Raw genomic sequence first — 18,964 nt, forward strand, 5'->3', positions numbered from 1 at the left:
GAGGGTATGAGCGAAGACGGTCAGGGGACACAGGGGACGCATCGCTGGTTCGACGACGACGCCGGGCCCGTGGTGCGGCCGTACGCCATGACGCGGGGCCGGACCACCAGTCCGGCCCAGCACCGGCTCGATCTGATCGCGGTCGTCATCGCGGAGGCCCGCGCCGGTGACCCGGAGGCGGACCGGACGCTGTCCCCGGAGCACGTGGACATCGTCGGGCTCTGCCGTGACAGCCCCCAGTCGGTCGCCGAACTGGCGGCCGAGCTGGACCTTCCGATCGGCGTGATCCGCGTCCTCATCGGCGATCTGGTCGACGACGAACTGGTGCACGTGACACGTCCCGTACCCCCCGCGGAACTGCCGGACGAGAGTATTCTGCGCGACGTGATCAACGGCCTCCGGGCGCTCTGAACAGCGCGGAAGCGGGGAGAGACGTGACTGGCTGGCAGTTCTGGGTCGACAGGGGCGGCACCTTCACGGACATCGTCGCGCGGCGCCCCGACGGGCGTCTGCTCACGCACAAACTCCTGTCGGACAACCCGGCCCGCTACGCGGACGCGGCCGTCGCGGGCATCCGTGAACTCCTGGGCGCCGCTCCCGGCGTCGCCGACGACACGGCGGGCGCGGGCGTGGCGGTCGACGCCGACACGGCGAACATGCCCGTCGACGTCGTCCGCATGGGCACCACCGTCGCCACCAACGCCCTCCTGGAGCGCAAGGGCGAGCCCACCGCCCTGGTGATCACCCGCGGCTTCGGCGACGCCTTACGCATCGCCTACCAGAACCGCCCCCACATCTTCGCCCGCGAGATCGTCCTGCCGGAGCTCCTGTACGACCGGGTCATCGAGGCCGACGAGCGGGTCACCGCCGAGGGCGACGTCTTGCGGGCGCCCGACCTGGAGCAGCTCGCCGGGCCGCTGCGCCAGGCCTACGAAGACGGCATCCGGGCCGTCGCGGTGGTCTGCGTGCACAGCCATCTGCACCCCGCCCACGAGCGGGCGATCGCCGAACTGGCCGTACGCACCGGCTTCCCCCAGGTCTCGCTCTCCAGCGAGGTCAGCCCGCTGATGAAGCTGGTCCCGCGCGGGGACACGGCGGTCGTCGACGCCTATCTGTCGCCCGTCCTGCACCGCTATGTCCAGCACGTCGCCGACGAACTGCGCGGCGTGCGGCTGATGTTCATGCAGTCGAACGGCGGCCTGACCGAAGCGGGCCAGTTCCGCGGCAAGGACGCGATCCTGTCCGGGCCCGCAGGCGGCATCGTCGGCATGGCCCGCATGTCGCACCGCGCGGGCTTCGACCGTGTCATCGGCTTCGACATGGGCGGCACGTCCACGGACGTGTCGCACTACGCGGGTGAGTACGAGCGGGTGTTCACCACGCAGATCGCGGGCGTGCGGCTGCGCGCGCCGATGCTGGACATCCACACCGTCGCGGCGGGCGGCGGCTCGGTGCTGCACTTCGACGGCAGCCGCTACCGCGTGGGCCCCGACTCGGCGGGCGCCACTCCCGGACCGGCGAGCTACCGCGGTGGCGGCCCGCTCACGGTCACGGACGCCAACGTCGCTCTCGGGCGCATCCAACCCGGCCATTTCCCCCGCGTCTTCGGTCCTGGCGGCGACCAGCCGCTCGACGAGACACTCGTGCGCGACCGCTTCGCCGAGCTGGCCCGCGACATCAGGGAGCGCACCGGCGACGACCGCACCCCGGAACAGGTCGCCGAGGGCTATCTGCAGATCGCGGTCGCCAACATCGCGGCCGCCGTCAAGCGCATCTCGGTCCAGAAGGGCCACGACGTCACCCGCTACGCCCTCACCACGTTCGGCGGCGCGGGCGGCCAGCACGCCTGCATGGTCGCCGACTCGCTCGGCATCCGCACCGTCCTCGTACCGCCGATGGCAGGCGTGCTCTCCGCGCTCGGCATCGGCCTCGCCGACACCACCGCGATGCGCGAGCAGTCCGTGGAGGCCCGCCTCGAACCGTCCGCGATGCCGCGCGTCCTGAAGACCGCCGACGACCTGGAGGCGGCGGCCCGCGCCGAACTCCTCGCCGAGGACGTGCCCGAGGACCGCATCCGCGTCACGCGCCGTGCCCAACTGCGCTACGACGGCACCGACACCACGCTCACCGTGGAGCTCACCGAGCCGGACCGCATGATCCGCGTCTTCGAGGAACGCCACCGCACCACCTACTCCTTCACCCTGGACCGCCCCGTCGTCGTCGAGGCGCTGTCCGTGGAGGCCACCGGCCTGACCGAGCAGCCCGACCTGTCCGTGCTCGCCGGCGACACGCGCCGAGGCACCCCGCGGACCGTCAGCCTGCACACCGGCGGAACCTGGCGTGACGTGCTCCTGCACCGCCGCGAGGAGCTGCCGCCCGGCGAGACCGTCGCCGGACCCGCGATCATCACCGAGGCCAGCGCCACGACGGTCGTGGACGACGGCTGGCAGGCGGCCATGACGGGCGAGGGACACCTGGTCATGGAACGGGTGGCGGTGCCCGAGGGTTCCGCCGCGAGCACCGAGGCCGACCCCGTCCTGCTCGAAGTCTTCAACAACCTCTTCATGTCGATCGCCGAACAGATGGGCGCCCGCCTGGAGTCCACGGCCCAGTCGGTCAACATCAAGGAGCGGCTCGACTTCTCCTGCGCGCTCTTCGACCCGGACGGCAACCTCGTCGCCAACGCCCCGCACATCCCCGTGCACCTGGGTTCGATGGGCACCAGCGTGAAGGAGGTGATCCAGCGCCGCGGCAGCACGATGCGCCCCGGCGACACGTACGCGGTCAACGACCCGTATCACGGGGGGACCCACCTCCCGGACGTCACCGTCATCACCCCGGTGTTCGACACCCCGGGGGAGCGCATCCTCTTCTACGTGGCCTCGCGCGGCCACCACGCGGAGATCGGCGGCATCGCCCCCGGCTCCATGCCGGCGAACAGCCGCACCATCGAGGAGGAAGGCATCCTCTTCGACAACTGGCTCCTCGTGGAGGGCGGCCGCTTCCGTGAACCCGAGACCCTGAGCCTGCTGACCGACGCCCCCTACCCCTCCCGCAACCCGGCCACCAACCTCGCCGACCTGCGCGCCCAGATCGCCGCCAACCAGAAGGGCGTCGACGAAGTCGCCCGCATGATCGAGAACTTCGGGCTCGACGTCGTCCAGGCGTACATGAGGCACGTCCAGGACAACGCCGAAGAAGCGGTACGCCGCGTCATCGACGCCCTTGAAGAGGGCGAGTTCGCTTATCCAACCGACTCGGGGGCCGTCATCCGGGTCCGCGTCTCGGTGGACCGCGAAGCCCGCTCGGCGACCATCGACTTCACCGGTACGTCCCCCCAGCTCGCCACGAACTTCAACGCGCCCTTCGCGGTGGTCAACGCCGCGGTCCTCTACGTCTTCCGCACCCTGGTGGCCGAGGACATCCCGCTCAACGACGGCTGTCTGCGCCCGCTGCACATCGTCGTGCCGCCGGGCTCCCTGCTGGCGCCCGAGCCGCCCGCCGCCGTCGTCGCCGGGAACGTCGAGACCTCGCAGGCGATCACCGGCGCGCTCTACGGCGCCCTGGGCGTCCAGGCCGAGGGCTCAGGGACGATGAACAACGTGACCTTCGGGAACGACCGCCATCAGTACTACGAGACGGTGGCGTCGGGGTCCGGAGCGGGCGACGGCTTCGACGGGGCGTCCGTCGTCCAGACCCACATGACCAACTCCCGGCTCACCGACCCCGAAGTGCTCGAATGGCGCCTGCCGGTGCTCCTCGAGGAGTTCGCGGTGCGCCGGGGCAGCGGCGGCACCGGGACGTGGCGCGGCGGGGACGGGGCGGTGCGCCGCATCCGCTTCCGCGAGCCGATGACGGTGTCCACGCTCTCGCAGCACCGCAAGGTGGCGCCGTACGGCATGGCGGGCGGCAGCCCCGGTGCGCTCGGTGCCAACCGCGTGGAGCGCGCCGACGGCAGTGTCCAGGCGCTGGACGGCAGCGACTTCGCGGACGCGGGCCCAGGCGACGTACTCGTGATCGAGACCCCGGGCGGCGGCGGATACGGCCCGGCCCCGCGCGCCGGCAGTGAAACAAGCGGAACCTCCGCAACAAACGCAACCCCCGAAACAAGCGAAACCCCCGAAGCAACTGATCCAGGAGTAGCGAGCGATGATCTTCAAGCGTTCTGAGCGCGGCAAGGCCCCCGTCGAGCCGGTCACGCTGAAGATCCTGGTGGCGGGCGGCTTCGGCGTGGGCAAGACGACCCTCGTCGGCGCCGTCAGCGAGATCAAACCGCTGCGCACCGAGGAGCTGCTCAGCGAGGCGGGCCGCCCGGTCGACGACACCAGCGGCGTCTCGGGCAAGCACACCACCACCGTGGCCATGGACTTCGGCCGGATCACGCTCCGCGAGGACCTGGTCCTCTACGTCTTCGGCACCCCGGGCCAGGACCGCTTCTGGTTCCTCTGGGACGAGCTGGCCACCGGAGCGCTCGGTGCCGTGGTCCTCGCCGACACCCGCCGCCTGGAGGACTGCTTCGCGGCCGTCGACTACTTCGAACGCCGCTCCATACCCTTCGTCGTCGGCGTCAACTGCTTCGAGGGCGCGTCCCGGTACCCCGCGGACGCCGTGCGCCAGGCGCTCGACCTCGACCCCGGCGTCCCCGTGGTGATGTGCGACGCGCGCGAGCGGCAGTCCGTCAAGGAAGTGCTCATCGGAGTGGTCCAGCACGCGATGGCGACCGCCGCGGCGGCCAGGGAGCCCGCGACCACGTGACCGCACGACCGATGTCCGCACGACCGATGTCCGCGTGAACGCGTGAACGCGGAAGAGCCACGGCCCGTACCCCCGCCGACCGGGGTACGGGCCGTGGTCATCCTCGACCCGGCGCTCGGCTCAGCTCCCGCCGTCCTCGTGCCAGCCGAAGCTTCGCTCCACCGCCTTGTGCCAGTCGTGGAACCCGCGCTCGCGCGTTTCCGTGTCCATCACCGGAGTCCACTCGACGTCCTGCTGCCAGTGCGCCTTCAGCTCGTCGAGGTCGTTCCACACGCCGGTCGCGAGCCCGGCGGCGTACGCGGCGCCCAGACACGTCGTCTCGGAGACCTTCGGCCGGATCACCGGCACCCCCAGGACATCCGCCTGGTGCTGCATCAGCAGATTGTTCTTGGTCATGCCGCCGTCCACCTTCAGGGTCCGCAGCTGCACCCCGGAGTCCTGGTACATGGCGTCGACGACCTCGCGGGTCTGCCAGCTCGTCGCCTCCAGGACGGCACGCGCCAGGTGCGCCTTGGTGACGTACCGGGTGAGTCCGGTGACGACGCCGCGCGCGTCCGAGCGCCAGTAGGGCGCGAAGAGGCCGGAGAACGCGGGCACGATGTACGCCCCGCCGTTGTCCTCCACGCTCGCGGCCAGGGGCTCGATCTCGTCGGCGCTGCGGATGATGCCGAGCTGGTCGCGGAACCACTGCACGAGCGCCCCGGTGATGGCGATCGCCCCTTCGAGGCAGTAGACGGGCGCGTCGGAGCCGATCTTGTAGCCCATCGTGGTCAGCAGCCCGTTCTTCGAGGGGACGGGCCGGTTACCGGTGTTGAGCAACAGGAAACTGCCGGTTCCGTACGTGTTCTTGGCCGTCCCCGTCTCGTAGCAGGCCTGCCCGAAGATGGCCGCCTGCTGGTCGCCGAGGGCGGAGGCGACCGGCACGCCGGAGAGCTGGCCGACCGCCGTGCCGTAGACCTCGGCCGACGACCTGATCTCGGGGAGAATCGCCTCGGGGACGTTCATCGCGGCCAGGATCGACTGGTCCCACTGGAGAGTGGCCAGGTTCATCAGCATGGTGCGCCCGGCGTTGGTGACGTCCGTGACGTGCACGCCGCCGGCCGTGCCGCCGGTGAGGTTCCAGATCAGCCAGGAGTCGATGGTGCCGAAGGCGATCTCGCCGCGCTCGGCGCGGGCCCGCAGCCCGGGCACGTTGTCGAGCAGCCAGGCCGCCTTGGGCCCGGAGAAGTAACTCGCGAGGGGCAGCCCGGTCTGCTCCCGGAACCTGTCCTGGCCGTCCGCGCCGCCCAGTTCGTTGCAGAGCGCCGCCGTGCGGGTGTCCTGCCAGACGATCGCGTTGTGCACGGGCTTGCCCGTGGCGCGGTCCCACAGGACGGTCGTCTCGCGCTGGTTGGTGATGCCAAGGGCGCTGACCTGGTCGGCACGGAGTCCGGCCTTGGCGATCGCTCCCGCGACCACGGCCTGCACCTTGGACCAGATCTCGGTGGCGTCGTGCTCCACCCAGCCCGGCTTGGGGAAGATCTGGCGGTGTTCGCGCTGGTCGACGGCGACGATCTCGCCCGCGTGGTTGAAGATGATGCAGCGGCTGGAGGTGGTGCCCTGGTCGATGGCGGCGACGAACTTCTCGGAGTTGTCCGGCATGGCTACCCCTTGAGTCAGCTTGAGTCAGAAGGCTGCGTTGTAGATGAGACCTGCGAGCGCTCCGCCGATCAGGGGCCCGGCCACGGGGATCCAGGCGTAACTCCAGTCGGACGTCCCCTTGTTCGGGATCGGCAGGAACGTGTGCACGATGCGCGGGCCCAGGTCGCGGGCCGGGTTGATGGCATAGCCGGTCGGCCCGCCGAGCGAGAGGCCGATGCCGACGACCAGGAACGCCACGATCAGTGTCTGCGTACCGGACTCGCCGAGTCCCTTGGTGAGCCCGAAGGCGAGGATGGGCAGCACCAGGGCGATGGTCGCGATGATCTCCGTGACGAGGTTGGCGACCGGGTTACGGATCTCCGGGATGGTCGAGAAGATGCCGAGCGTCGGCGTCGGCTCGTGCGCGCTGGTCACCTTGTCCTTGACGCTCCGGGTGACGTTGGCGTTGAACTGCGCGTAGTACACGAGATACGCGAGTACGGCGCCGAGCATCGCGCCGACCATCTGCCCGAGCAGATAGACCCAGACCTTGCCCCACTCCTCGGTGTCGATCGCGATGCCGAGCGTGACGGCGGGGTTGAGGTGGCCACCGGAGAGAGGACCGGCCGTGTAGGCGCCCGCGAGCACGCCGAAGCCCCATCCGAAGGCGATGACGACCCATCCGGAGGCTTTCGCCTTCGAATGGTTCAGGGTGACGGCGGCGCATACGCCGGCGCCCAAGAGAATCAGGATCGCGGTGCCGATGATCTCACCGACGAAGATGTCCCCATTCGAGTACATGGCGGCTCCTAGGGCCTCGCCCGGGGCGGGTGGCCCCGGTACTCCGTGCTGGGTGCGTTCCACGACTACTGCCTGGCTGTGCCCGGTGACTTCAGCCGAAGGCAGGGGTGTCCCGCGCCCCGCCCGGCTTCCATGGCGAGCGTGCCGTCGCAGTCGAATCGCCCAGAGGGGGATGACCCGCTGAACAGGTCCTTCGTACGGACCCTTCGCGCGTACAGGGGCCCTGAATGGCGCGGAGCCGAAGTGCGGCGATGCCGACTGACACCGGAAGTGTTCACCGGTGGTGATGGAGCGTCAAGGTCGCGGACGGCAACGGTTAACCGGCGTGAGCGCTTCCCCCGCGACGCACCCCGGTCTTCCCCCGTGACGGGCCGCGAAGGGCCCTGCCGGGACTCGGCGCACGGCTCAGCGCACGGCGACGACCGAGGATCCGTGCCCGAAGAGGCCTTGGTTCGCGGTGATCCCCGCACGCGCCCCCGCCACCTGCCGCGCCCCGGCCGCCCCTCTCAACTGCCAGGTGAGTTCGCACACTTGGGCGATGGCCTGCGCGGGAACGGCCTCTCCGAAGGAGGCGAGTCCGCCACTGGGGTTGACCGGTATGCGTCCGCCCGGAGCGGTCGCCCCCTCCCGCAGCAGCTTGGCCCCCTCTCCCTCGCCGCAGAGCCCCAGGTCCTCGTACCACTGCAGTTCGAGCGCGGTGGACAGGTCGTAGACCTCCGCGAAGGAGAGCTCGTCGGGCCCGATGCCCGCTTCTTCGTACGCCGCGCGCGCGATGGAGGCGCGGAACGTCTCGTCGGCAGGCGGCACGGCGGCCGCGGAGTCCGTGGCGATGTCCGGCAGGTCCAGGACGGTGGTCGGATACGTCGGCGTCACCGTGGACACGGCCCGGATGCGCACGGGGTCCGTCGCGCCGTGCCTCCGGGCGAACTCCATGCTGGAGAGCACGAGCGCCGCCGCCCCGTCGGAGGTCGCGCAGATGTCGAGCAGCCGCAAGGGGTCGGCGACGACGGCCGACGCGGCCACCTCGTCGGCGGTGACGGTCTTTCGGTAGCGGGCGTTCGGATTGAGCGCCCCCGACGCCGCGTTCTTCACCTTGACCTGGGCGAAGTCCTCCAGGGTGTCGCCGTGCACCGCCATCCTGCGGCGTGCGTACAGGCCGAAGTACGTGGGGTTGGTGGCGCCGAGGACGCGGAACCGCAGCCAGTCGGGGTCGTCGTGCCGGTCGCCTCCCGCGGGCCGGAAGAACCCCTTGGGCGCGGCGTCCGCCCCGACCACCAGGACGACATCGGCGAGGCCCGCGAGGATCTGCGCGCGTGCCGTGTTGATCGCCTGTGCCCCGGACGCGCATGCCGCGTACACACTCGCGACCCGTGCGCCCTGCCAGCCCAGGGCCTTGGCGAACGTCGCCCCCGCCACGTACCCCGGATAGCCGCCGCGCACCGTGTCCGCGCCGACGATCGAACCCACGTCGCGCCAGTCCACCCCGGCGTCGGCGAGCGCCGCGCGGGCCGCCGCCGTGCCGTACTCGACGAAACTCCGGCCCCACTTGCCCCAGGGGTGCATGCCCGCGCCGAGCACCGCCACTTCGCTGGTCATGCGCCCACCCCCACCGGCCGCCAGTACCACGTCGTCCACGTCGTCTCGGCGTCCTCGTCGAGCACGCCGGGCACGATCTCCACCTCCATGCCGATCTCCAGATCGGCGACGGTCACTCCCGCAACCGCCTGGCCGAGCACCACCATGCGCTCCGCCTCCAGCTCCACAGCGATCAACGCGTAGGGCTGCCAGGGAAGTTCCGGGTCGGAAACATAGGGCGCGGGGGGCCGGTAGCGGCTGTCCGTGTACGACCAGACGCGGCCGCGCGGGGAGAGCGGCACCTCGTCGAGGTCACCGCCCGAGCAGCCGGGATTGCGACAGAAGCCGTCCTCGCGGGGGAAGAAGACACTGGCGCAGGCCGAGCAGCGTGTGCCCAGAAGGCGGAAGTTGTCTCCCTCCCCGGCGAACCAGTCGGCCACCACGGGAGTACGCGTACGCGACAAGGCTCCTCCACGACACTGGATCTGACGGAACGTCAGAAGTGTGCCACGGGCAACCGGATCGCGTCAGTAGCGCGGCGCCCGCTACTTCCCGTTCAGCGAGCGGCGCGCCACGGGGAAGTCGAAGTAGGTGTCAGGGAAGAGCTCGGGCTTGTAGGTGAAGTGCCACCACTCTTCAGGGAGGTTGACGAATCCCACCTTGGTCAGCGTGCCCCGCAGCAGATCCCGGTTGGCACGCTGCTTGCCGGTGATCCGGGGATCGTCCGTGTGGGAGAGGGTGTCGAAACAGTCGAAGCCCGTCCCCATGTCCACGGAGTTGTCCGGGAACCGCTCGCTCTTGGGCCCGAAGCAGGGGGTGAGCGGCTCTCCGGGGATGTATGGACGCGTCGGCAGGGCGGGCAGTTTCACGACCGTCAGATCGAGCGTCGAGCCGCGGCTGTGCCCGGACTTCGCCGCGATGTAACCGTCCTCGAACAGCCGCGACTTGTCGACATGGGGATAGAACTCCGCCTTCATGCGTACGTCGCCGAGATCCTCGGCCCAGCTCACGAACTGGTCGACGGCCCGCTGCGGCCGGTAACAGTCGTACACCTTCAGGGAGTAGCCCTTGCGCAGCAGTGTGCGCTGGGCCTTGTGCAGGGCCTTCGCCGCCGGCACCGTCAGGATGCACATCGGCTTCTTGTAGCCGTCGATGGGCTCACCCACGAAGTTGTGCGGCGTGAAGTAACGCATCTCCTGGATGATCGTCGGGTCGACGTCGCGCAACGCCACGAACCCGTCGGGGGCCTTGGGTTCGGGCTTGGCGTGGGCGGGCACGGGGACGGCGGCCACGGCGATCAGAGCGGTCGCGGCGACGGCGAGATTCCGCAGGGCGGGGACAAGTCCTGTCATGAACCCTGCATCTATCAGGAACCGGCCCCGGAGGGAAAGACCGTCGCCGCGGTGATCGGATACAGTCCGCGGCGTGTCCGCATCCCAGCACCACGCCGAACCCGCCGCAGGCTCCCACTGTTCGACCTGCGGGGCTCCCTACGGGGACCACCTTTCCGCCTGGCCCCGCACCTGTGCAGCCTGCGGCACGGTGGCCCACCGCAATCCGCTGCCCGTCGCGGTGGCGCTGCAGCCCGTGTACGACACCCAGGGCACCGCCCTGGTCGTCGTGACCCGGTCCATCGCTCCCGCGCGCGGGGGAGTGGCCCTGCCCGGAGGATTCATCGACGACCGGGAGGACTGGCGGGACGCCGTCGTCCGCGAGCTCAAGGAAGAGACCGGCATCAGCGCGGCCGGCCGCGACGTCCGCCTCGCGGAGGCGCTCAGCGCACCCGACGGCTACCTGCTGCTCTTCGGGATGCTGCCCGAGCGCCCGGCCGCCGAGCTGCCGGACCCCGCCCCGACGGACGAGACCGAAGGCTGGCACCTGCTGCACCGCCCGGCCGAACTCGCTTTCCCCCTGCACACCTTGGTGGTGCGCGCCTGGTTCGAAGGGCGCTACATCTGACGCTGCGGCAGTCCCCGCACCGTCACCCGCAGCCCGACCTCCTCCGAGGTCTCCTCGGCGCCCTCGGAGGCCCGGCCGTCCCGCTCCACCACCACCCGCCCGTCGGCCCACCGCGCGGCGAACCGCTCGATCTCCGGCTGCTCCCACCCGTCACCCGCGTCCCTGACCACCAGGCCGCCCCCCGTGCGTCCCGGAGCCGGCGCCCACACCTCCAGCTCGAGGCTGCCGTCGGCTCCCCGCACCGGCAGCACCGCGCCGGCCCGCGCGAGCACCGGGATACGGGAGAGGGGGGCCTCCAGGAGAACCCGGGCAGGCCCCTCGTACGCCCGGCCGGTCACCGTGTCGTACCACCGGCCCGGCGGCAGCCGCACCGTACGGCGAACGGCCCCCTGCTCGAACACGGGCGCCACAAGGAGACAGTCCCCGAGCAGAAACGCGTCCTCGCAGTCCCGCAGCGCCCGGTCCTCCGGATTGCCCCACCACAAGGGCCGCACGTACGGCGTACCCGTACGCCGCGCCAGATGCGCCAGCGTCACGAAGTACGGCAGCAGCCGCCGGCGTTCGACGAGCGCCACGCGCGCGTGCTCCAGCACATCGGGACCGAACTCCCAGGGCTCCCTGCGCCCGGCCCGCAGCGAGGCGTGCGTACGGAACAGGGGCAGATACGCCCCGAGCTGGAACCAGCGCAGATACAGCTCCGGCGACGGGCTGCCGTCGAACCCGCCCACATCGGGCCCCGAGTACGGCACGCCGCACAGCCCCAGGCCGAGCACCAGCGAGAGGGACGCCCGCAGACCGGGCCACCCCGTGGCCACATCCCCGGACCACGTCCCTCCGTAGCGCTGCATTCCCGCCCACCCGGAGCGTGAGAACACAAACGGCCTCTCCTGAGGGTGCAGTTCGCACAGCCCTTCGTACCCGGCACGGGCCATGCCGAGGCCGTACACGTTGTGTGCCTCGCGGTGGTCACCGCCGCGTCCCTCCAGCGCGTGCCGGGCCGAGCGGGGCAGCGTCGGCTCCCCGAAGGCGGCGAAGGACACCGGCTCGTTCATGTCGTGCCAGAACCCGGCGAACCCCTGGGCGAGCCGCTCCTTGTAGAGACCGCCCCACCATGCCCGCACCCGCGCGTCCGTGAAATCGGGGTACACCTCCTGCCCGGGCCAGACGACCCCGTGCACCGTCCGCCCCGCGGCATCCCGCACGAAGGCGTCCGTCGCCCTGCCGCTGTCGTAGACCTCGTTGCCGGGCTCGGCCTTCACCGCCGGGTCCACGATCGACACCAGCCGCACGCCGCCCTGGAGCAACTCGTCGGCCAGCTGCGGCAAGTGGGGATAGGTCTCCTTGTCGACGGTGAACACCTGGTGCGCTTCGTAGTGATCGATGTCCAGATGCACGGCGTCCAGCGGCAGCCCCCGCTCCCGGTAGCCCGCCACGATCCGCCGCACCTCCTGCTCACCGCCGAACCCCCACCGCGCGTGATGGTGCCCGAGCGCCCACGCGGGAGGCAGCGCGGGCGGCCCGGTGAGCGAGGCCCAGGTGTGCAGCACGCGCGCGGGGGTGCCCACCACGACCCAGCACCGCAGCGGCCCGCCGTCCATGCGCACCTCGCACGAACCCGCCCTGTCGTGCCCGGACCCCGCACCCTCCTCGCCCTCGCGCACCGCCACGGTGCCGTCCCACGTGTTGTCGTGGAACACCAGATGAGAGCCGGCGTCGGCCACCACGAGCTGCACGGGCATGGTGATGTACAAGGGGCCGTCACCGGGCCCGAACGAACCTCCCGGATCGGTGTTCCACAGGCGGTACGTCCCGTTCCGCAGCCGGGGCCCCCGCGCGCGTCCCCCGAGCCCGAAGAACCGCGCGTCCGCCGCCACTTGCGAACGCTGAAACCAGCGTGCCGCGCCCCCGTCCAACGGCTCCCACCAGCGCGGCGGCAGATCCCGGCGCAGCGTCAGACCGCCGGGCGTCCGCAGCTCCACGGCGCCGAACCGCGAGACGACCACCGTCGCCCGCTCCGACACCACCCGCCAGCCGCCCTCCTTGTCGGGCTCGAGGACGGCCCGCGGGTCCGCCTCGGGGCTCCCGCTGACGAGCGCGTACGAAGGGTCGGGCTCCGCGCCGTCCCAGCCCCAGAAAATGGCCCCGCCCGTCGTCACCCGCACCCGCAGCTCGGAACGGGCGAACCGCACCACTCCGCCCCCGGGCCCCGGCTCCACACCCGTCATCGGGCCGGGCACCCGCGCCCGCTCGGCACCCCGGGGGGCGAGCCCGACGGCGTCCACCCGTCGCCTGCGCCAAGAGGACCGCACCGCACGCAACCCTTGCGCCGTACCGACCAAGCTGACCGCCTTCATCGAACGCACCAGGTCACGACCGTTCATGCTGCTCACCCTGCCACCGAAGAAGCCGCGCGTGTGGATCGTTCAACTCCCGTTCACCTGGGGTGACGGCACATAGTCGCCACGCCGACTGTGTGAGGCACGCCCTGGTGTCGAAATCGATCACGTGGCATCGTCCTTGTCAGCCGTGTCGCGCGCACAACCAGCACGCGCGCACCCACACGCATACGACGCGTAAAGCCCGGGAGCCGCCCCATGTCCTCAGCGAACCCCTCACCGCTCTGGCAGCCCGACCAGGAACGGATCGCCGCCGCGCAGATCACGCGGTTCCAGGCATGGGCCGCCGAGCAGCACGGAGCACCCGCCGACGGCGGCTACGCGGCATTGCACCGCTGGTCCGTGGACGAACTGGACACGTTCTGGAAAGCGGTGACCGACTGGTTCGACGTACGGTTCTCCACGCCCTACGCGCGCGTACTAGGCGACCGCTCGATGCCGGGCGCCGAATGGTTCCCCGGAGCTACGCTCAACTACGCCGAACACGCACTGCGCGCCGCCGAGGACCCCACGCGCGCGGGCGACCCGGCCCTCCTCCATGTCGACGAGACCCACGAGCCGGCCACCGTGACCTGGGGCGAGCTGCGCCGCCAGGTCGGCTCCCTGGCGGCAGAGCTGCGCACCCTCGGCGTACGCCCCGGAGACCGCGTCAGCGGCTACGTCCCGAACATCCCGCAGGCCGTCGTCGCCCTCCTGGCCACCGCGGCCGTCGGCGCCGTCTGGACCTCATGCGCCCCCGACTTCGGCGCACGCAGCGTCCTCGACCGCTTCCAGCAGGTCGAACCGGTCGTCCTGTTCACCGTCGACGGCTACCGCTACGGCGGCAAGGAGCACGACCGCCGCGACGCCGTCGCCGAGCTGCGCCGCGAACTGCCCACCCTGCGCGCCGTCGTCCACATCCCGCTGCTCGGCACCGAAGCCCCCGAAGGCGCCCTGGAATGGGACGCCCTCACCGCGTCGGACACGGCACCCGTCTTCGAGCCGGTCCCCTTCGACCACCCGCTGTGGGTGCTCTACTCGTCCGGCACGACCGGCCTGCCCAAGGCCATCGTCCAGTCCCAGGGCGGCATCCTGGTCGAACACCTCAAGCAGCTCGGCCTGCACTGCGATCTGGGCCCCGAGGACCGGTTCTTCTGGTACACGTCCACCGGCTGGATGATGTGGAACTTCCTCGTCTCCGGCCTCCTCACGGGCACCACGATCGTCCTGTACGACGGCAGCCCCGGCTATCCCGACACCGGCGCCCAGTGGCGCATCGCCGAGCGTACGAAGGCAACGCTCTTCGGCACATCGGCGGCGTACGTCATGGCCTGCCGCAAGGCCGACGTGCACCCGGCCCGCGACTTCGACCTCTCGACCGTCCAGTGCGTCGCCACCACCGGCTCCCCGCTCCCGCCCGACGGATTCCGCTGGCTGCACGACGAGTTCGAGGACACCCCCGGCGGCCTGTGGATGGCCTCGGTCAGCGGCGGCACGGACGTCTGCTCCTGCTTCGCCGGAGCCGTCCCCACCCTGCCCGTCCACATCGGCGAGCTCCAGGCACCCGGCCTCGGCACCGACCTGCAGGCCTGGGACCCCCAGGGCAAGCCCCTCATCGACGAGGTCGGCGAACTCGTGGTCACCAACCCGATGCCGTCCATGCCGATCCACTTCTGGAACGACCCGGACGGCAGCCGCTACCACGACAGCTACTTCGACACCTACCCCGGCGTCTGGCGCCACGGCGACTGGATCACCGTGACCTCGCACGGCTCGGTCGTCATCCACGGCCGTTCCGACTCCACGCTCAACCGCCAAGGCGTACGCATGGGTTCGGCCGACATCTACGAAGCCGTCGAACGCCTCCCCGAGATCCGCGAATCCCTCGTCATCGGCGTGGAACAGCCCGACGGCGGCTACTGGATGCCGCTGTTCATCCACCTCGCCCCCGGCGCCACCCTCGACGACGGCCTCCGCGACCGCATCAAGCAGACGATCCGCGCACAGCTCTCCCCGCGCCACGTCCCCGACGAGGTCATCGAAGTCCCCGGCATCCCGCACACCCTCACCGGCAAGCGCATCGAGGTCCCGGTCAAGCGGCTGCTCCAGGGCACCGCACTGGACAAGGCGGTCAACCCCGGCTCGGTGGACAACCTCGACCTGCTCCGCTTCTACGAGGAGTTGGCCCGCAAGCGCTCCTGACCTCCCGCCCAGCCGCCGTTGTCAGTGCTCGCCATTACTCTGAGTGAGCATTGATCGACGGACCGCAGGGGGAATCATGGCTCGCACGCAACACACCACCATGCGACGCGCACTGCGCCGCGAAGTCGCCGGCACCATCGGCCTGTTGGCCGACGAGGAAGACTTCGCGGCGATGCGCCGCTACCGCACCTTCACCTTCGACGACCACCAGGCCTATCTCCGGCAGGCCGAAGGGCTCCTCAGGTCGCTCGCGTCCGAGGGCGGACACACCACCGTCGCCCTCTTCGACCCCGAGGAGTACGAGGAGTACTGCGCCGAGACCGGCCTTGACCCCGACGCCCCGGCCAGCCGCACCCGCTTCACCGCGGAGCTGTCGGCCACCGGACCCACCGTCCCGTACGACGGCCGGCCCCTCTCCGACCTGCTCCCCGACCTCGTCGACGAGGCGGTCCGCCGGGCCACCTGGGAGTACGCGACGATGCTCCTGGCCCGCCTCGGCACCTGCGCGGTATGCGGCGAGGACATCGGCCGAACCGCCTTCAGCCGGGCCGCGGACCTGCTCGTCCTGCTGCTGGACACCTCCGGCCCCGGCACCCGCCACCTCGTCTGCAGCGTGCCCGCCGCCCCGGAGACACTCCTCGCCGCCCTGCACGCGGCACAGGACGCCGAGGGCAACGCGGAACTCGACGAGACCGAGGCCCTGGAGTTCACCACGGTCCTCGCGGTAGGGATCGCCACCCGCAGCGCCGCAGGCCTGGTCATGCGCACCACCGCGGAGGGCAGGCCCGACCGCGTCCAGGGCTGGCGCCTGCACGGCGAGCGACTGCTGCCCCTCACCGCGGCCGAAGTCTTCGACGCCTACTGCACCGACGCGGCGTCAGGGGACCTGGTCGCCCCGGAATCCGGCGTCGACTACTGCGCCGCACCACCCATCGGGACCGACGGACCCGAAGGAGGACACCGGCACTGAACGCCGAGGGGCGCCCCACCCGGATCGGATGGAGCGCCCCTCACACAGCTGGTTCCTGCTACTCGCCGGACAGAACCGCCTGCGCGGCCTTCCGGGCGTCCTCGGCGCTGTCCGCGGCACGCGCCGCGGCCGCCGCACGCTCGCACTGGGCCAGCGTGTACTTGCCCAGCGTCGCCCGCACGTAGGGAATGGACGCCGCACCCATCGAAAGGGAGGTGACGCCGAGACCGGTCAGCACACAAGCGAGCAGCGGGTCGGACGCCGCCTCGCCACACACACCACAGCTCTTGCCCTCTGCCCTTGCCGCATCGGCGGACAGCGCGACCAGGTCGAGCAGCGCGGGCTGCCACGGGTCCTGGAGCCGGGACACAGCGCCCACCTGACGGTCCGCCGCGAAGGCGTACTGCGCCAGGTCGTTGGTGCCGAGCGAGAGGAACTCGACCTCCTGGAGAATCGAGCGCGCTCGCAGCGCGGCCGAAGGAATCTCCACCATGGCACCGAACTTGGCCTGAAGCCCCGCCTCGCGGCACGCGTCGGCGAACGCCTTGGCGTCGATGCGGTCGGCGACCATCGGCGCCATGACCTCGAGGTAGACCGGCAGCCCCTCCACGGCCTTGGCCAGCGCCGTCAGCTGCGTACGCAGCACATCGGGGTGCTCGAGAAGCGAGCGCAGCCCGCGCACACCCAGCGCCGGGTTCGGCTCATCGCCGGGCGTCAGGAAGTCGAGCGGTTTGTCGGCACCCGCATCAAGGACACGCACGACGACGCGACCCTCGGGGAAGGCCTCGAGCACCTTGCGGTACGCCTCGACCTGCTTCTCCTCCGACGGCGCCTTGCTGCTGTCGTCGAGGAAGAGGAACTCGGTCCGGAACAGACCGACACCCTCGGCCCCGGCCTCCACCGCGGCCGGCACATCCGCGGGACCGCCGACGTTGGCGAGCAGCGGCACCTTGTGACCGTCGGACGTCGCACCGGGACCGGTCGAAGCGGCGAGCGCGGCCTTGCGCGCGGCAGCCGAAGCCTCCAGCTGACTGCGCTTCTCCGCACTCGGCTCGACGAAGATCTCACCGGTGCTGCCGTCGACAGCGACAACGGTGCCCTCGGCCAGCTCACCGGCACCCGGCAGAGCGACGATGGCAGGCACACCGAGCGCCCGCGCGAGAATCGCGCTGTGACTGGTCGGCCCGCCCTCCTCGGTGACGAAGCCGAGCACCAGCGCGGGGTCCAGCAGGGCGGTGTCCGCCGGAGCCAGGTCACGCGCGATCAGGACGTAGGGCTCGTCGCTGTCCGGAACACCGGGCATCGGAACGCCCAGCAGACGGGCGACGATACGATTCCGCACGTCGTCAAGGTCGGCGACGCGACCGGCCATGTACTCGCCGGCGCCCGCGAGCAGCTCGCGGTAGTGCGAGAACGCGTCGTAGATCGCGCGCTCCGCGGAGCTGCCGACGGTGACGCGCCGGTCGACGTCGGCCATGAGCTCGGGGTCCTGGGCGATCATGGCCTGCGCCTCGAGCACGTGCTGTGCCTCGCCGCCGGCCAGGTTGCCGCGCGCATTGAGATCGGCAGCCACAGCTTCCACCGCCTGGCGAGCACGCCCCTGTTCGCGCTCTGCTTCCTCCGCGGGAATCTGCTTGGCCGGCGGCTCGAGCACCGCCGTCCCCATGTGCCGAACTTCGCCGATCGCCACCCCGTGGCTCACGCCGACGCCTCGCAGCGTTGTCTCCATTTCACCCGTCTCCGATAGAGCGACGGGCCCAGCCGCCGCGGTGGATGTCGTACCTGCCGTCAGGGACGGCGATGACGTCACTGCCAGCTGAAGAGAGAGTCCCCAGCCTTGACGTCACCATCCTCCACGAGACCGGAGAGGGACTCGGCAGTGGCCTCCAGCGCCACGATCGGGCAGATCGGAGACTTGCCGGCCGCCTCGACGTCCGCGGGGTTCCAGCGCACGATGGACTGACCGCGCTGCACGGTGTCACCCTTGTTGACGAGCAGCTCGAAGCCCTCGCCGTTGAGCTGGACGGTGTCGATGCCCAGGTGCGTCAGCACACCGTGTCCCTGGTCGTCCACGACGACGAAGGCATGGGGGTGAAGCGAGACGATGATGCCGTCGACGGGGGCGACAGCCTCGGAGGGCTCACGCGCGGGGTCGACGGCGGTACCCGGTCCGACCATCGCGCCGGAGAAGACGGGGTCCGGTACTGCGGAGAGCCCAATGGCGCGTCCGGCAAGCGGGGACGTCACGCTGGTCATGGCAAGCCTCCCAGGGGGTGGAGAGTCGTAGCCGCCGTCACTACCTGTCCTGGACGACGCACTGTTCAGAAGAGTAAGTCATAAAAAGTCCCGGTTCCGCGCGAGAGGTCCCGGATGACTGAGTAGGGGCACTGCACAAACGATTTGCGCCCGCCCAACGCCCCATGTACAGTCGGACTCCTGCCTGAGGCAAGCGACGCGGTCAAGCGTCCGGACTCGGCGGCATCTATCAAGTCAGATCCTAATCCCTGGGTCAGCTTCTGCGTGCTCGCAGACGAGTGGTCAGGGAGTCGAAAATGACCTGGTAGTGTTTGGACTCGCCGGAAAGGGAAACGCGAAAGCCGAAAGGCCGGAGTGGAAACCTGAAAGGCACCGAGGAAAATCGGACACGAAAGAGTCTGATAGAGTCGGAAACGCAAGAACAGAAACAAAGAAACACCGAAGGGAAGCG

14 protein-coding genes are annotated in these 18,964 nt (G+C 70.6%); 6 read left to right on the forward strand and 8 right to left on the reverse strand.

From position 1 onward, the window contains the following. Positions 1 to 6 precede the first annotated feature (6 nt). The 3 genes from ACIGXX_RS38480 to ACIGXX_RS38490 are packed head-to-tail and all read left to right on the forward strand — an operon-like array spanning position 7 to position 4,755. Entirely contained in the window at positions 7 to 411 is a 405-nt protein-coding gene (locus ACIGXX_RS38480) for a DUF742 domain-containing protein (RefSeq protein WP_190084953.1), read from the forward strand. A 23-nt stretch (positions 412 to 434) separates the two neighbouring features. Continuing rightward, a complete protein-coding gene (locus ACIGXX_RS38485; RefSeq protein ID WP_399982976.1) occupies positions 435 to 4,169 on the forward strand; it encodes a hydantoinase B/oxoprolinase family protein in 3,735 nt (1,244 codons plus the stop codon). Next, entirely contained in the window at positions 4,150 to 4,755 is a 606-nt protein-coding gene (locus ACIGXX_RS38490) for an ATP/GTP-binding protein (protein ID WP_351168855.1), read from the forward strand. The genes ACIGXX_RS38485 and ACIGXX_RS38490 overlap by 20 nt, the downstream gene beginning before the upstream one ends. 120 nt (positions 4,756 to 4,875) lie before the next feature. Here ACIGXX_RS38490 and glpK read toward each other — a convergent pair whose 3' ends face one another. From glpK to ACIGXX_RS38515, 5 genes are all read right to left on the reverse strand, one after another. Further along, positions 4,876 to 6,396, reverse strand: coding sequence for a glycerol kinase GlpK (gene glpK / locus ACIGXX_RS38495; protein ID WP_351168857.1), 1,521 nt, complete (start codon positions 6,394 to 6,396; stop codon positions 4,876 to 4,878). A 24-nt stretch (positions 6,397 to 6,420) separates the two neighbouring features. Next, complete coding sequence (locus ACIGXX_RS38500) at positions 6,421 to 7,176, reverse strand: MIP/aquaporin family protein (RefSeq protein WP_351168859.1); 756 nt, start codon at positions 7,174 to 7,176, stop codon at positions 6,421 to 6,423. A gap of 405 nt (positions 7,177 to 7,581) precedes the next feature. Continuing rightward, positions 7,582 to 8,772: a lipid-transfer protein gene (locus ACIGXX_RS38505; protein WP_351168861.1), complete on the reverse strand. Its 1,191-nt coding sequence runs from the start codon at positions 8,770 to 8,772 to the stop codon at positions 7,582 to 7,584. Next, positions 8,769 to 9,194, reverse strand: coding sequence for a zinc ribbon domain-containing protein (locus ACIGXX_RS38510; RefSeq protein ID WP_366464734.1), 426 nt, complete (start codon positions 9,192 to 9,194; stop codon positions 8,769 to 8,771). The genes ACIGXX_RS38505 and ACIGXX_RS38510 overlap by 4 nt, the downstream gene beginning before the upstream one ends. Before the next feature lie 102 nt (positions 9,195 to 9,296). Further along, a complete protein-coding gene (locus ACIGXX_RS38515; protein ID WP_399982983.1) occupies positions 9,297 to 10,103 on the reverse strand; it encodes a M15 family metallopeptidase in 807 nt (268 codons plus the stop codon). Between the two features lie 73 nt (positions 10,104 to 10,176). On the opposite strand from ACIGXX_RS38515, the gene ACIGXX_RS38520 reads away from it, so the two are divergent. After that, a complete protein-coding gene (locus ACIGXX_RS38520; protein WP_351168865.1) occupies positions 10,177 to 10,710 on the forward strand; it encodes an NUDIX domain-containing protein in 534 nt (177 codons plus the stop codon). Here the strand turns inward: ACIGXX_RS38520 and ACIGXX_RS38525 are convergent. After that, positions 10,701 to 13,091, reverse strand: coding sequence for a glycoside hydrolase family 31 protein (locus ACIGXX_RS38525; protein WP_399982987.1), 2,391 nt, complete (start codon positions 13,089 to 13,091; stop codon positions 10,701 to 10,703). The two genes, ACIGXX_RS38520 and ACIGXX_RS38525, sit on opposite strands and share 10 nt — an antisense overlap. 213 nt (positions 13,092 to 13,304) lie before the next feature. On the opposite strand from ACIGXX_RS38525, the gene ACIGXX_RS38530 reads away from it, so the two are divergent. Both ACIGXX_RS38530 and ACIGXX_RS38535 read left to right on the forward strand, forming a co-directional pair. After that, positions 13,305 to 15,287, forward strand: a complete 1,983-nt coding sequence (locus tag ACIGXX_RS38530; RefSeq protein WP_351168869.1) for an acetoacetate--CoA ligase — start codon at positions 13,305 to 13,307, stop codon at positions 15,285 to 15,287. Between the two features lie 76 nt (positions 15,288 to 15,363). Continuing rightward, a complete protein-coding gene (locus ACIGXX_RS38535; protein ID WP_361463404.1) occupies positions 15,364 to 16,257 on the forward strand; it encodes a hypothetical protein in 894 nt (297 codons plus the stop codon). 58 nt (positions 16,258 to 16,315) lie between these two features. On the opposite strand, the gene ptsP is transcribed toward ACIGXX_RS38535, so the two are convergent. Together ptsP and ACIGXX_RS38545 are read right to left on the reverse strand one after the other, a co-directional pair. Continuing rightward, positions 16,316 to 17,986, reverse strand: coding sequence for a phosphoenolpyruvate--protein phosphotransferase (ptsP, locus tag ACIGXX_RS38540; protein WP_351168873.1), 1,671 nt, complete (start codon positions 17,984 to 17,986; stop codon positions 16,316 to 16,318). 77 nt (positions 17,987 to 18,063) lie between these two features. After that, positions 18,064 to 18,513 (reverse strand): PTS glucose transporter subunit IIA, encoded by a 450-nt coding sequence (locus tag ACIGXX_RS38545; RefSeq protein WP_399982992.1) that lies wholly within the window; start codon positions 18,511 to 18,513, stop codon positions 18,064 to 18,066. Positions 18,514 to 18,964 lie beyond the last annotated feature (451 nt).

The organism is Streptomyces sp. NPDC055243 (assembly GCF_044544025.1).
Classification (GTDB): domain Bacteria; phylum Actinomycetota; class Actinomycetes; order Streptomycetales; family Streptomycetaceae; genus Streptomyces.

Coding starts and splice junctions, on each gene's coding strand:
- ACIGXX_RS38535 (WP_361463404.1), top strand. CDS start 15,364: ATGGCTCGCACGCAACACACCACCATGCGACGCGCACTGCGCCGCGAA.
- ACIGXX_RS38530 (WP_351168869.1), top strand. CDS start 13,305: ATGTCCTCAGCGAACCCCTCACCGCTCTGGCAGCCCGACCAGGAACGG.
- ACIGXX_RS38480 (WP_190084953.1), top strand. CDS start 7: ATGAGCGAAGACGGTCAGGGGACACAGGGGACGCATCGCTGGTTCGAC.
- ACIGXX_RS38500 (WP_351168859.1), bottom strand. CDS start 7,176: ATGTACTCGAATGGGGACATCTTCGTCGGTGAGATCATCGGCACCGCG.
- ACIGXX_RS38490 (WP_351168855.1), top strand. CDS start 4,150: ATGATCTTCAAGCGTTCTGAGCGCGGCAAGGCCCCCGTCGAGCCGGTC.
- glpK (WP_351168857.1), bottom strand. CDS start 6,396: ATGCCGGACAACTCCGAGAAGTTCGTCGCCGCCATCGACCAGGGCACC.
- ACIGXX_RS38545 (WP_399982992.1), bottom strand. CDS start 18,513: ATGACCAGCGTGACGTCCCCGCTTGCCGGACGCGCCATTGGGCTCTCC.
- ptsP (WP_351168873.1), bottom strand. CDS start 17,986: ATGGAGACAACGCTGCGAGGCGTCGGCGTGAGCCACGGGGTGGCGATC.
- ACIGXX_RS38515 (WP_399982983.1), bottom strand. CDS start 10,103: ATGACAGGACTTGTCCCCGCCCTGCGGAATCTCGCCGTCGCCGCGACC.
- ACIGXX_RS38525 (WP_399982987.1), bottom strand. CDS start 13,091: ATGAACGGTCGTGACCTGGTGCGTTCGATGAAGGCGGTCAGCTTGGTC.
- ACIGXX_RS38505 (WP_351168861.1), bottom strand. CDS start 8,772: ATGACCAGCGAAGTGGCGGTGCTCGGCGCGGGCATGCACCCCTGGGGC.